Here is a 14040-nt window from a genome sequence, read left to right as displayed (position 1 = left end):
ATAGCCCAGAGTAGCCCTGCGAACCTTGATAGAAACTGAAGCGGACAAGGATTAATTAATGGTTTGACCAGAAAGGCAGGCATAAAAAACGGCCCAGAGAGGGCCGTTTGAACATTTGTGGAATTAAATGCTGTTTAGAGCATCATGCCACCGAAGAAGAAGCCGAGCGCCACGGCGATGGCGATGGTGGCCACACCCGGTACGAAGAAGGGGTGGTTGAACACCGCCTTGCCGATGCGGGTGGAGCCGGTGTCGTCCATCTCGACCGCGGCCAGCAGGGTCGGGTAGGTGGGCAGCACGAACAGGGCGCTCACGGCGGCGAAGGAGGCGATGGCGGTCAGCGGGCTGACACCCAGTGCCAGGGCGGCCGGCATCAGGGCCTTGGTGGTGGCGCCTTGTGAGTAGAGCAGCATGGCGGCGAAGAACAGCACCACGGCCAGCAGCCAGGAGTACTGGTTCAGCAGGTCGCCGGCGATGAGCTGGATGGTATCCATGTTGCCCTTCACGAAGACGTTGCCGAGCCAGGCCACACCCAGTACGCAGATACAGGCGGACATACCGGACTTGAAGGTCGGCATGTTGGTGACCTGGGTCACGTCCAGCTTGCACAGCAGGGTCATGATGGTGGCAGCGGCCAGCATGATGCCCATGATGGCGCCGTCACGGGGGATCGGCGGGTTGGTGATCAGGCCCACTTTACCGGAGATGGCGGTGGCATAGGCCATCACGGCCACGATGGCGGCGATGAAGATCCAGACCGACAGCTTGGCATAGGGTTTGATTTCGAGCTGGGTGGTACCACGCAGCTTGATCAGGCCCTTGGCTTTGCGCTCCAGATAGACTTCGTCCTGCTCCAGCGGCTTGCCCAGCATGTTGGCGACGAAGGCGCCGAGGATGCAGGCGATGAAGGTGGACGGGATGCAGATGGCCAGCAGGGTCAGGTAGTCAACACCGAACGGCTCCAGCATGCCGGAGAAGGCGACCACGGCTGCGGAGATGGGCGAGGCAGTGATGGCGATCTGGGAGGCGACGACCGCGATGGAGAGCGGACGGGATGGGCGGATGCCCTGCTCCTTGGCCACTTCGGCGATCACCGGCAGGGTGGAGAAGGCGGTGTGACCGGTACCGGCCAGCATGGTCATCAGGTAGGTGACGACCGGGGCGGCGAAGGTGATGTATTTGGGGTTCTTGCGCAGGGCTTTTTCGGCCAGGTGCACCAGGTAGTCCATCCCGCCGGCCAGCTGCATGCAGGCGATGGCGCAGATGACGGACGCGATGATCATGATCACGTCCCAGGGGATGTAGGTGACCAGCTGATCGCTCGGGATCTGCACCCCGAGGCCCCAGGTCAGCACCAGTACCCCCAAACCACCGGCAAAGCCGATGCCGATGCTGCCTATCCGGGCCCCCAGATAGATAGCGGCGAGCACGACGAGCAACTCGATTCCAATCATAGTGAACACTCCATTTTCCAGTTTTTTTAGGTTTTATTTGGCAGAAAAGCCAATTCCCGATGGGGCTGGGCAAGACCTATCGGGAACTGACTCTATGGGCCGGGATGATCCCGGCCCATTTGCTCGCTTATACGGTAGCTTCGCGGGTGTAACGCTTGGCTTTGTATTGCGGGTTCATCAGGTTCTCGATGGAGAGGATTTCGTCCAGCTGTTCGGCGGTCAGCAGGCCGCGTTCCAGCACGACTTCACGGACGTTCTTGCCGGTCTGTGCACAGATCTTGCCGACGATGTCGCCCTCGTGGTGGCCGATGAAGGGGTTCAGGTAGGTCACGATGCCGATGGAGTTCAGCACGTGGTTCATGCAGATTTCCGGGTTGGCGGTGATGCCTTCCACGCACTTCTCGCGCAGGGAGATACAGGCTTTTTCCATCAGGCTCAGGGATTCGAACATCGCCTGACCAATCACCGGCTCCATGACGTTCAGCTGCAGCTGACCGGCTTCGGCGGCGAAGGTGATGGTGACGTCGTTGCCAAATACCTTGAAGCAGGACTGGTTGACCACTTCCGGAATGACCGGGTTGACCTTGGCCGGCATGATGGAGGAGCCAGCCTGCATTTCCGGCAGGTTGATCTCTTTGAGTGCAGTGCGCGGGCCGGAGGAGAGCAGACGCAGGTCGTTACAGATCTTGGAGAGCTTCATCGCCATGCGCTTGATGGCGCCGTGCAGCATCACGTAGGCGCCGCAGTCGGAGGTCGCTTCGATCAGATCTTCAGCCGGTACATAGGCGCGACCGGTGATCTCGGCCAGGCGCTTGATGGCCAGGGCGGAGTACTCGGGCGGGGTGTTGAGGCCGGTACCGATGGCGGTGGCGCCCAGGTTCACTTCCAGCAGCAGCTCCTGGCAACGCTTGATGGACTTGATCTCTTCGCGCAGGGTGACGGCGAAGGCATGGAACTCCTGACCCAGGGTCATGGGCACGGCGTCCTGCAGCTGGGTACGGCCCATCTTCAGGATGTTCTTGAACTCGGCAGCCTTGGCATCGAAGGCGGCGATCAGCGCTTCCAGGGCAAACAGGGTGGTGTCGGTGCTGTTCACCACGGCGACGCGGAAACCGGTGGGGTAGGCGTCGTTGGTGGACTGGCACTTGTTGACGTGGTCATTGGGGTTGATGACGTCGTAGCGGCCTTTTTCCAGACCCATCAGCTCGAGGGCGATGTTGGCCAGTACTTCGTTGGTGTTCATGTTGACGGAGGTGCCGGCACCGCCCTGGTAAACGTCGACCGGGAACTGGTCGAAGCATTTGCCGGTGTTCAGCATCAGGTCGCAGGCTTCCACGATCTTGTCTGCAATTTCAGGACGGATGGTGCCCAGCTCGCCGTTTGCCAGCGCGGCGGCCTTTTTGGTCAGCACCATGCCGCGGACGAATTCCGGAACGTCAGAAATCTTCTGAGAGCTGATCTTGAAGTTCTCGACGGCGCGCAGGGTGTGTACGCCGTAGTACATGTCGTTGGAAACTTCTTTGGTGCCCAGCAGGTCTTCTTCAATGCGGACGTTCTTGATGTCGCTCATTGTAATGCCTCAGAAATCAGATAAATGGAAACGATCCTCACCGAGTGGTCGCGAGTTCCTTACGCACGGTTCATCCTGAAGCACCACACATCGAGTGGGGCGGTTGGAGGCCTTTTTTGCCTCCTTCATTACTGACGTCGATATTACCCCAATTGAGGTATCTGATATTAGACCTGGATCACTAAATTTGAGACAACCTCAAATAACTTGTGGTCATTAAACAGATATTGCAATCGACCGATTAACTTTGACAGAACAATCACTTCAATCACAGTCCGGCAAGCCGGTTTTTCTGCGGATCCGGCGCTGCGTCACTCTCCGCACTTGAAAAGTGCATACTGACCCCCATTTTAACCAGCAGGAACCGATATCATGGCGGGTTGACAGCGGCATCGACGGCTGTCTGGTCTTGCCAGCGGTTCATTCACATTCACCCGCACTGAGGTTGTTATGGGCAAGTTGTTTCTATTGTTGGTCGGTCTGGTGGTGCTCGAGCTCACCGTGATGATCGAGGTGGGCTCCGTGATCGGCGCCTTGCCGACCGTCGGCCTGCTCATTCTGACGGCGGTGCTGGGCTCCTCTCTGGTGCGCAGCGAAGGGATCAAGACCCTGTTCAACGCGCAGCAGAAGATGCAGCAGGGGGAGATGCCGGGACGTGAGGTGATGGGGGGCATGATGCTGGCGCTGGCCGGTCTGCTACTGATCATCCCGGGCTTCGTGACCGACTTCTTCGGCATCCTGCTGCTGCAACCCTGGCTGCGCAACAAGCTGGCCGAAAAGCTCATCGGCAGCAACCAGTTCAGAATGCAGATGGGCGGTTTTCAGCGCCGTCAGCAGCCGTTCGACGAGGTGCCTGGCAGTGACCAGCCGGGTCAATCCCCGCGCGCCGGTACCACCATCGAAGGGGAGTTCGAGCGCAAGGAGTAAGTGCTGCGCTCAATCCCGTGCCATCAGGCCTTGCCCTGATGGCACAACTGCTCGAAGCGGTGGCGGGCATACCACCAGGCCAAGGTGCCCGCCGCCAGGTTCGCCAGCAGGATCCCCAGATAGATCCCCTGTTCTCCCCCCAGTTTTGCCCCCAGCCAGGCTCCTGGCAGCAAGAAGACAAACAGTCGCAAGCCATTGAACAGAAAAGAGATGCTGGATGCCCTCACGCCATTCAAGGCGGATGCAAGCAGCATCACCATGCCCTGAAAGCCGTAACCGATGGGCACCAGGTGCAGATAAAGCACGATGAGGCGCACCACCTGCGGGTGATCGCTGAACAGATCGGCGATGAAGGGGGCCAGCAGCCAGGTCAGCGCATATACCGACAGCTGGAACAGCAGGGCGAAGCGCATGCAGAGCTGCAGCGCCGCCTTGGCGCGGGCCGGGTTGCCGGCGCCACAGTTTTGCGAGATGAAGGGAGCCAGTACCGAGGAGAGCGCCATCATCACGATGAGCAGCAGGGCCTCGACTCTCGAGGCGGCGCCGTAGGCGGCCACCACTTCGGTGCCCAGTCCGGCGAAGATGGTCATCAGCACCGCATTGGCCAGCGGGTTGAGCATGTTGGTAAAGGAGGCGGGCACGGCCACGTGCAGCAGGGCGCGCCAGTGGGCAAGCAACTGCGGGCGCGGGGAGAGGCGCCAGCGTAGCAGGCCTTCGCGGTGGCGCAGTATATAGAGGCTGACCAGCATGGCCATCAGCCAGGAGAGGGAGGTGGCGATGGCGGCGCCGCGGATCCCCCACTCGGGAAAGGGGCCTATGCCGAAGATGAGCAGGGGATCCAGCACGCCGTTGACCAGTCCGGCCACCGTCATCACCAGGCTCGGGGTCTTGGTATCGCCGGTGGCCCGGATGGCGGCATTGCCCACCATGGGCAGCACCAGCATGGGGACGGTCAGATACCAGATCAGCATGTAGTCGTAGATGAGGGCGATCAGCGCATCGCTGGCGCCGAGCAGCCGGAACAGCGGGTGTATGGTGAGCGCCCCCGCCACGGCTATAAGGGTGACCAGCAGCACAGCCAGAAACAGGTTGTCGGTGGTGATGCGGGCGGCCTCTTCATGCTTGCCCTGGCCGAGGGCGTGACCCATTACGGCGGAGAGGCCGGCCCCCAGCCCCATGGCCAGCGAGGTGACCACGAAGGTGACCGGAAAGGTGAAGCTGATGGCTGCCAGCGCCTGGGTGCCCAGCATGCCGATGAAGAAGGTATCGACCAGGTTGAAGGCGAGGATGGCGACGATGCCGAGGATCATGGGGCCCGTCATGCGCAGCAGTACGGACGTCATGGGGGCTGTCAGCAGGGGATTGGGTCGGGTCACGGGCTGGTCTCTGTACATCTGGCGGAGTTCTGGTTGCTGGCAGCACAAACCGGTTTCCTGACCGGGACTCGGGCGATCCATCGAAGACCTTCATAGTACGTGAAAATATTTTTTTTGTATTTGCCCTTGAAGGGTTAACAAACGTACCCCACATCGGAGACATATCTAATTTGGCCAGGAATGGCCATTCCTCAAAGCAACACAGAGACTCATTTTGGGAGAGTTATCGATGAAAATTCGTCCACTGCACGACCGCGTCATCATCAAGCGCATCGAAGCTGAAGCCAAATCCGCTGGCGGCATTGTCTTGACTGGTACGGCGGCCCAGAAGTCCACCCGTGGTGAAGTTCTTGCCGTGGGGACTGGCCGAATTCTGGATAATGGCGACGTCAAAGCCCTCGCCGTCAAGGTTGGTGACAAGGTGATCTTCAACGAAGGCTACGGTGTGAAGACCGAGAAACTGGATGGTCAGGACGTGCTGATCCTGTCTGAAACCGACATCCTGGCGATTGTCGAAGAGTAATCCACCCCTTTCCCCCAAGAATTGATTGAAGGACTGAACAAAATGGCAGCTAAAGAAGTCAAGTTTGGCAACGAAGCCCGCATCAAGATGCTGGAAGGCGTCAACATCCTGGCCGATGCCGTCAAGGTGACCCTGGGCCCGAAAGGCCGTAACGTGGTGCTGGACAAATCTTTCGGCGCTCCGACCATCACTAAGGATGGCGTCTCCGTCGCTCGCGAAATCGAACTGGAAGACAAGTTCCAGAACATGGGCGCCCAGATGGTCAAGGAAGTCGCTTCCAAGGCCAACGACGCCGCCGGTGATGGTACCACCACCGCGACCGTACTGGCCCAGGCCATCGTCAACGAAGGCCTGAAGGCCGTTGCCGCCGGCATGAACCCGATGGATCTGAAGCGCGGTATCGACAAGGCCGTGGTGGCCGCCGTTGCCGAACTGCAAGCGCTGTCCCAGCCCTGTGCAGACAACAATGCCATCGCTCAGGTTGGCACCATCTCTGCCAACTCCGACGAGAAAGTCGGCAAGCTGATTGCCGAAGCCATGGACAAAGTGGGCCGTGACGGCGTCATCACTGTAGAAGACGGTCAGGGTCTGGAAGACGAGCTGGCAGTGGTTGAAGGTATGCAGTTCGACCGTGGCTACCTCTCTCCGTACTTCGTCAACAAGCCGGAAACCGGTGCCGTCGAGCTGGACGACCCCTTCATCCTGCTGGTCGACAAGAAAATCTCCAACATCCGCGAAATGCTGCCGGTGCTGGAAGGCGTGGCCAAGGCTGGCAAGCCGCTGATCATCGTTGCCGAAGACGTTGAAGGTGAAGCGCTGGCGACTCTGGTGGTCAACACCATGCGTGGCATCGTGAAAGTGGCTGCCGTCAAGGCGCCGGGCTTCGGTGACCGTCGCAAGGCCATGCTGCAGGATATCGCCATCCTGACTGGCGGTACCGTGATCTCCGAAGAAGTGGGCATGGAGCTGGAAAAAGCGACCCTGGAAGACCTGGGCCGTGCCAAGCGCATCGTCATCACCAAAGAGAACACCACCATCATCGATGGCGTGGGTGATGCAGGCCTGATCGAGAGCCGTGTAGCCCAGATCCGTCAGCAGATCGAAGAGACCTCTTCCGACTACGACCGTGAGAAGCTGCAAGAGCGCGTAGCCAAACTGGCTGGTGGCGTTGCGGTGATCAAGGTGGGTGCTGCCACTGAAGTCGAGATGAAAGAGAAGAAAGCACGCGTCGACGATGCCCTGCACGCGACTCGCGCTGCAGTGGAAGAAGGCGTGGTTGCCGGTGGTGGTGTGGCGCTGGTGCGTGTTGCTGCCAAACTGACCGGCCTGCGTGGCGACAACGAAGACCAGAACGTGGGTATCAAGGTTGCCCTGCGCGCCATGGAAGCTCCGCTGCGTCAAATCGTCATCAACGCCGGTGAAGAGGCCTCCGTCATCGCCAACGCGGTGAAGAACGGCGAAGGTAACTATGGCTACAACGCCTACACCGAACAGTACGGCGACATGCTGGCCATGGGCATCCTGGATCCGACCAAGGTGACTCGTTCTGCCCTGCAGTTTGCCTCTTCCGTTGCCGGTCTGATGATCACCACCGAGTGCATGGTCTCCGAGCTGCCGAAGAAAGATACCCCTGCCATGCCTGACATGGGTGGCATGGGCATGATGTAATTCGGCCAGTGTTACCAAACGGCTCGCTTTTGCGGGCCGTTTTTTTTTGTGGCGACTAGACTGAGTCTATTGTCAGTGACTTTATCCGAGGTGAACATGCGTGTACTGGGTTTGATTTCATTACTGTTTTCTCTTGCCATGCCGGTAATGGCGCTGGAAACGCCGCAAGGTCCCGTCATCCTGAAGGTGACCGGCAATGTACAACCGGCGGAAGCGACTGAAGGGGTGGTCTCCTTCGATCTGGCGATGCTCAAGGCATTGCCGCAGCACGAGATAGTGACCGCCAACCCCTGGGTCGACAAACCGCACAAATATGTGGGCCCCAAGCTGGCCGATGTGCTGGCCGCTGTCGGCGCGGATGGCAAGGCGATCACCTTGACGGCATTGAACAGTTTTCAGATCAGGATCAACTGGGATAAGGTCAGGCAATACGACCCTATTCTGGCGTGGCAAGATGATGGGGTCACCATGCGGGTACGGAATAAGGGACCGCTTTGGTTTATCCTACCGCTGGATCAATATCCCGAGCTGAAACGCTCGGAGTTTACCGACATGATGATTTGGCAATTGAATGCCATTGATATTCAGCATTGATGTAGTTACTTCTGGGAGCACGAGTGAAAGCAAAGACCAAGGCGTGGCCTTTACTCATCGTTCTTTATCTATCCATCCTGCTGTTCACCGGGAGCACTCTGTATTGCCTTGCACAAATACAGAATGCGACCCGGGTGATGGAGAAGTATACCTATGACGTCTCCTGGGCCCTGATGCAGTTGCAACTGGAGTTGGGGCGCTTCCTCAACTCCGTCGAGATCTACCATTATGGCGGCATCGATCACGATACCCTGATGCTGCGTTACGACATCCTCTGGAGTCGCACACCCATCCTGCTCAGTGGCCAGCTGCGCCAGAGCATGAAGGACAAGCAGAAGACCTTGCGGCTTGTTCAGTTGATCGAAAGCAATATCCGCGAGATGGAACCCAATATCACCAACCTGAAGTCGGGGACGCCGGATTATCAGCAGATCATGATGCGGTTGTCGCCTCTGCAGGAGCCGCTCTCCTATTCCCTCGCCTCCGTGATGCAGAAGAACATCAATGTCTATTCGGGCAATGACAAGCGCTTCGGCCAGTTGCGCAATGCCCTGCTGTTCATGGTGTCCGGGCTGGTATTGTCTGTGATGCTGCTGAGCGGTCTGCTGATCCGCGAGGCGCGCCGTCATTTCAGAGTGGCGCGGATAGATCCCCTGACCGGCCTCTCCAATCGCCTGGCGCTGCTCGAGAAGATGGGAACCTACGCCAGCAAGGAGACGCCGTTTGGTCTGGTACTGGTGGACATCAATGACTTTCGCGATATCAACAGCAAGTTCGGTTACAACACTGGCGACTTTCTGTTGCAGGAGCTGGCGAAGCGGATGCGCGGCCTGTGTGAAAACGGTGAGTGGGTGGCCAGGCTGGGTGGGGACCAGTTTGCGATGATCCAGCGCGAGAGCAGTGATCTGCGCCAGGTGAGAGAACTGGTTGCTCGTCTGCTGCACGCACTCAAGCAGGACATCATCATCGACAACTATCCGTTCCGGCTGGAGGTGGGCATCGGCATCGCTTTCTTCCCGATGGACAGCAAACAGGCCCAGGAACTGCTCAGCCGGGCCGAGCAGGCACTGTTCCACAGTCGCAAGACTCATGTGCCATACGTTATCTATGACAACTCTCTGCTCAATGAGACGGCGCGCCGCAAGCATCTGGCCAGCGACATGATCATGGCGCTGGAGCACAATGCGCTCGAACTCTACTATCAGCCCATCGTCAACCTGGAAAGCGGCCGCTGTGAGGCGGTCGAGGCCCTGTTGCGCTGGCGTCACCCTGAGCTTGGTTTTATCCCGCCCAACGAGGTGATCCAGGTCGCCGAAGAGTTCCAGCTGGCCGAGAAGCTGGGCAGCTGGGTGCTGAACACCGCCTGTGAGCAGCTCTATCAATGGCAGCAGCTGGGCCTGGTGGATCTGCAGATGTGCGTGAACATATCTCCCGGCATGTATCAGCGAAATCTGCTGAAGCTGGTGGCCAAGGCGCTGATGGACCACCATATCCCGGCTGCCAGCCTGGTGCTGGAAGTGACGGAAGACACCACCATGCGCGAGGTGAAAAACTCCCTGCAGCTGATGCAGGACCTCAACCAGCAAGGGGTACAGCTGGCGCTGGATGACTTCGGGACGGGCTACTCGTCCCTCAGTTATCTGCAGAAGCTGCCGGTCAGCAAGGTGAAGATCGATCGCTCCTTCATTCAGGGGATCGATACCTCCATCGAAGCGTCCGAGCTGGTCGCCAACATCTGCCGGATGGGCTCCATGCTGGGCAAGAGTCTGGTGTGCGAAGGGATTGAAAGCCAGGCCCAGCTCGACGTGCTGCGCACTTTGACCGACATTCATCTCTATGGCCAGGGCTATCTGTTTAGCCGTCCCGAGCAGGCGGAAAAGGTCTATCAGACCCTGCTGGAGATGGAAGAGGAGTGGCTGAAGCGGCGTCCGCCTGACAAGACGTATTTAATTTAGCCAAAGTGCTCATGTCTGGCCTAAGATAGCCGATAGTCTTAGGGCAGGAGGTACACCATGGATATATCTAGTTCTGCATCTGCGTCATTTGGTTCTGCATTGATGACGGCCAGCCTGGCCAAGAAACAGCAGACCCAAGAAGGTGAATCTGCATTGAAGCTGCTGCAGACAGCGGCTCAATCAGCACCGGTTGCACCGACATCGGCCAACGCTTCTCTGGGAAGTAAAATCGATATTCGCGTCTGACCCTAACGAAAAAGCCCCCATCTCGTTGATGGGGGCTTTTTTATGTCTGTGATATCGCGATGTCTCTCTTGGCTCAGACCGGGAAGGGGGCTGGTGCCTCGAAGGTCATCCGTTCGCCGCTGCGGGGGTGGCTGATGGTCAGGCTGGCCGCATGCAGGTAAAGATGGGGGGCAGCCGCCAGTGCCTCCGGATTGGCGTAGAGGTTGTCGCCGAGGATGGGGTGACCCAGTTCCAGCATGTGAACCCGCAGCTGGTGCGAGCGACCGGTAATCGGGGTCAGCTTGATCAGGCTGTTGCCGTTTTCCACCTTCAACTTCTGCCACAGGGTCAGTGCGTGGCGTCCCTCCTCAAAGTCCACCTTCTGTTTCGGTCGGTTTGGCCAGTCGACACAGAGCGGCAGGTCCACTTCACCCGCATCCAGCTTAGGCTCGCCCCACACCCAGGCGAGGTAGTGCTTCTCGGTTTCCCGCTCGCGGAATTGCCGGCTCAGCTCCCGATGGGAGTTGGGATTGAGGGGGATCACCAGCACGCCGGTCGTCGCCATGTCGAGACGATGGGCTGCCGCCGCCTTGGGGTGCTGTTGCTTGACCCGATGGAGCACGCTGTCTTCATTCTCGGGGCCGCGCCCGGGGACGCTCAGCAGGCCAGTGGGCTTGTTGACCACCATGATGTCCTTGTCCTTGAACAGGATATCGAGCCAGGGTTCCAGGGGCGGTGAGTATACAAACATAGCGTCTCGCATCTTTGGTCAAAGCGGGGGCAAGCCCCCTGTCAGTTATGGGTTACCACGATAAAAAGTGCATGGCATCCAACTTGCGTTGGGTCTGGTCGTTATCAACCAGACGATGCCTTCACCGTTTTATCAGTTATGGGTAACCACGATAAAAAGTGCATGGCATCCAACTCGCGTTGGGTCTGGTCGTTATCAACCAGACGATGTCTTCACAGTTTTATCAGTTATGGGTAACCACGATAAAGCGGATGGCATCCAGCTTGAGTTGGGTCTGGTCGATCAGGTGGTGCAATTCTGCCTGCAGATTGCGCAGATATTCCAGCTCGCTGTCGCGCACGTTCGGGTTGACCGCCTTGAGCGCCTCCAGACGATCGAGATCCTGCTGCAGGGTCTGCGCCATCTGGGCGCGGGCCTTGTCGACAATCCCGGCCTTCAGCTCTTCGGCAATCGCCTGACCCTGGCCAATCAGACCGTGGATCACTGGCTGGGACGCAGTCACCAGCTTGCTGCCAAGGTGGCGGTTGACCGGCGTCAGCTGGCGGTTGAACGCATCGAACGCCACCTTCTCCCCGAGATTGTTGCCGTTCTTGTCCATCAGCAGGCGGATCGGGGTCGGCGGCATGAAACGGTAGAGCTGGGGATGGGCCGCAGACTCGGCAACGAAGATCAGCTCCAACAGGATGGAGCCGACCGGCAGCGCCTTGTTCTTGAGCAGAGCCACCGAGGTGGCACCGATCTCGGAGCCGAGGATCAGGTCGATACCGCCGCGCATCATGGGGTGATCCCAGGAGAGGAACGACATGTCGTCCCGCGACAGGGCGGTGGTGCGATCGAAGGTGATGGTCATGCCGTCTTGCGGCAGCCCCGGGAAGCTCGGTACCAGCATGTGATCGCCCGGCATCAGCACCAGCGCGTTCTCGCCACGATCGTCCTGATTGACGCCGATCTCGTCGAACATCTTGAGGGCGAAGGAGATCATGCCGGTGTCGTCATCTTCGGTGGCTAGCTTCTCGACCAGTTGCTTGGCGGCTTCGCCACCGCTGGAGTGGATCTCCAGCAGACGATCACGGCCCTGTTCCAGCTTGGCTTTGAGCGGTTCGTGCAGCTCGCGGGTACGAGTCAGCAGTGCTTCGAGAGTCGCCTGCTCACCGGTGTTGGCGGCCAGCAGCTCGAACAGTTCGTCACGCACCGCCTCGAACACCGGGCGGGCGGTCGGGCAGGTCTGCTCGAACGCATCCAGGCCGTCGTGATACCAGAGCTGGAGGGCACGCTGGGAGGTACCCTCCAGATAGGGAACATGGATCTCGACGGTGTTCTGCTGACCGATGCGGTCGAGACGGCCGATGCGTTGTTCCAGCAGATCCGGGTTGAGGGGCAGATCAAACAGTACCAGGTGGCTGGCAAACTGGAAGTTGCGACCCTCGGAGCCTATCTCGGAGCAGAGCAGCACCTGGGCGCCACCCTCAGCTTGAGCGAAATAGGCGGAGGCCTTGTCACGCTCCAGGATGGACATCCCCTCGTGGAAGACGGCGGCGCGGATCCCCTCGCGGGTACGCACGGCCTCTTCCAGCGCGATGGCGGTGGCCGCTTCGGAGCAGATCACCAGTATCTTCTGCTGACGGGCAGAGATCAGCAGCTCCAGCAGCCAGTCGACGCGCGGGTCAAACTGGGTCCAGCTGGCGCTGTCGCCTTCAAACTGCTGGAAGATCTTCTCGGGGTAGAGGTAGCGCAGGGCGCGGGTCTGCAGATCGCCGCCGTTGCCACCCATCATGCCCATCACCTTGATGGCGGTCTTGTACTGCTCCGGCAACGGCATGGGGTAGACGTTGAGATGACGCTCGGGGAAGCCCTGAATGTTGGCGCGACTGTTGCGAAACAGCACGCGGCCGGTGCCGTGCTGATCCAGCAGCTTGGCAACTGCCTGCTGACGGGCGGCCGCATCAGTGAGATCCAGCCCATCCAGCTGGCCTGCCAGGGTCTGTTTGGCGGCTTCGCTCAGGGCCTCGCCATCCAGTAACTCCTGGGCGGCACTGGCGACTTGGCCATAGGCTTGCTCCTCGGCGAGGAAGGCTTTGTAGTCGTAGAAGCGCTCGGGGTCGAGCAGGCGCAGACGGGCAAAGTGGCTTTGGTGGCCCAGCTGGTCCGGGGTCGCGGTCAGCAACAGGACGCCTGGCACCTGTTCGGCCAGCGCTTCCACCATTTCATAGGCACGGCTCGGCGCCTCCTCGCTCCACTCCAGGTGGTGTGCCTCATCGACGACCAGCAGATCCCACTCGGCTTCCAGCAACTGCTCGAAGCGGCGGCGCTTCTTGCGCAGGAAATCGAGGCTGCAAATTACCAGCTGTTCGGTTTCGAAGGGGTTTTCCGCATCGGCAAAGGCCTCGATGCAGCGCTCCTCGTCAAACAGGGAGAAGTGCAGGTTGAAACGGCGCAGCATTTCGACCAACCACTGGTGCTGGAGCGTTTCGGGCAGCAGGATGAGCACGCGATGGGCGCGGCCTGAGAGCAACTGCTGATGAATGATCATGCCCGCTTCAATGGTCTTGCCGAGGCCCACTTCGTCGGCCAGCAGTACGCGCGGGGCGTAGCGATGACCCACTTCATGGGCAATATAAAGCTGGTGCGGGATCAGGCTGACTCTGCCACCGGCCAGACCGCGGGTCGGATTGCGGCGGCGCTTGTGTTGGTTGACCAGCGCTTCATAGCGCAGGGTAAAGCGGGACATCCGATCGATCTGGCCGGCGAACAGGCGATCCTGCGGCTTGTTGAACTTGATGAAGTTGTTGAGAAACACTTCCTTGAGGGCAACCGGCTCATCATTGTCGGTGCGAACACCTACATATATAAGCAGGCCATCTTTCTCCTGCACTTCATCGACCATCATGGTCCAGTCTTCGTGACTGGCTATCTGATCGCCCACATTGAAGCTGACCCGGGTCACCGGCGCCTCTTCTTTGGCATACATGCGGTTTTCACCGGTAGCCGGAAACAACA

The 14040-nt window shown here is 59.2% G+C and carries 11 protein-coding genes (1 of these 11 cut by a window edge); 6 read left to right on the top strand and 5 right to left on the bottom strand.

Translation table 11 applies throughout. From position 1 onward, the window contains the following. Positions 1–134 precede the first annotated feature (134 nt). Positions 135–1454, bottom strand: a complete 1320-nt coding sequence (locus CAK78_RS07985; RefSeq protein ID WP_094696938.1) for an anaerobic C4-dicarboxylate transporter — start codon at positions 1452–1454, stop codon at positions 135–137. Between the two features lie 127 nt (positions 1455–1581). Then, entirely contained in the window at positions 1582–3024 is a 1443-nt protein-coding gene (gene aspA, locus CAK78_RS07980) for an aspartate ammonia-lyase (protein WP_005309505.1), read from the bottom strand. Positions 3025–3474: 450 nt separating this feature from the next. Between aspA and CAK78_RS07975 the strand changes: the two genes are divergently transcribed. Next, complete coding sequence (locus CAK78_RS07975) at positions 3475–3951, top strand: FxsA family protein (protein ID WP_094696937.1); 477 nt, start codon at positions 3475–3477, stop codon at positions 3949–3951. 23 nt (positions 3952–3974) lie between these two features. On the opposite strand, the gene CAK78_RS07970 is transcribed toward CAK78_RS07975, so the two are convergent. Then, the gene (locus CAK78_RS07970) at positions 3975–5375 is read right to left on the bottom strand and encodes an MATE family efflux transporter (protein ID WP_094696936.1); all 1401 of its coding nucleotides are present in this window, start codon (positions 5373–5375) and stop codon (positions 3975–3977) included. Between the two features lie 181 nt (positions 5376–5556). On the opposite strand from CAK78_RS07970, the gene CAK78_RS07965 reads away from it, so the two are divergent. The 5 genes from CAK78_RS07965 to CAK78_RS07945 all read left to right on the top strand — a co-directional run bounded on the left by CAK78_RS07965 (position 5557) and on the right by CAK78_RS07945 (position 10313). Further along, positions 5557–5850 carry a co-chaperone GroES gene (locus tag CAK78_RS07965; RefSeq protein ID WP_005309514.1) on the top strand — a complete coding sequence of 98 codons (294 nt, stop codon included), beginning with the start codon at positions 5557–5559 and terminating at the stop codon, positions 5848–5850. Positions 5851–5892: 42 nt separating this feature from the next. After that, entirely contained in the window at positions 5893–7518 is a 1626-nt protein-coding gene (gene groL, locus CAK78_RS07960; RefSeq protein ID WP_094696935.1) for a chaperonin GroEL, read from the top strand. 96 nt (positions 7519–7614) lie between these two features. After that, entirely contained in the window at positions 7615–8112 is a 498-nt protein-coding gene (locus CAK78_RS07955; RefSeq protein WP_176452720.1) for a molybdopterin-binding oxidoreductase, read from the top strand. Between the two features lie 23 nt (positions 8113–8135). Next, positions 8136–10067, top strand: a complete 1932-nt coding sequence (locus tag CAK78_RS07950) for a putative bifunctional diguanylate cyclase/phosphodiesterase (protein WP_094696934.1) — start codon at positions 8136–8138, stop codon at positions 10065–10067. Positions 10068–10124: 57 nt separating this feature from the next. Continuing rightward, positions 10125–10313 carry a hypothetical protein gene (locus CAK78_RS07945; protein ID WP_080628999.1) on the top strand — a complete coding sequence of 63 codons (189 nt, stop codon included), beginning with the start codon at positions 10125–10127 and terminating at the stop codon, positions 10311–10313. Positions 10314–10386: 73 nt separating this feature from the next. Here CAK78_RS07945 and rluA read toward each other — a convergent pair whose 3' ends face one another. Then, positions 10387–11043 carry a bifunctional tRNA pseudouridine(32) synthase/23S rRNA pseudouridine(746) synthase RluA gene (rluA, locus tag CAK78_RS07940; RefSeq protein ID WP_094696933.1) on the bottom strand — a complete coding sequence of 219 codons (657 nt, stop codon included), beginning with the start codon at positions 11041–11043 and terminating at the stop codon, positions 10387–10389. 223 nt (positions 11044–11266) lie between these two features. Then, positions 11267–14040, bottom strand: partial view of an RNA polymerase-associated protein RapA gene (rapA, locus tag CAK78_RS07935; RefSeq protein WP_094696932.1) — the 3' portion only. It continues 94 nt past the right edge of the window; 2774 of the gene's 2868 nt are visible here — the last part of the coding sequence; the start codon falls outside the window, past its right edge — the gene reads right to left on this strand; the stop codon is at positions 11267–11269.

Origin of the sequence: Aeromonas sp. A35_P, from assembly GCF_002259925.1 — a bacterium.
In the GTDB taxonomy this organism is placed as follows: Bacteria; Pseudomonadota; Gammaproteobacteria; order Enterobacterales; family Aeromonadaceae; genus Aeromonas; species Aeromonas dhakensis.
Note: the sequence above shows the minus strand (reverse complement) of the source record. Positions and strands in the feature narration are given on the sequence as shown.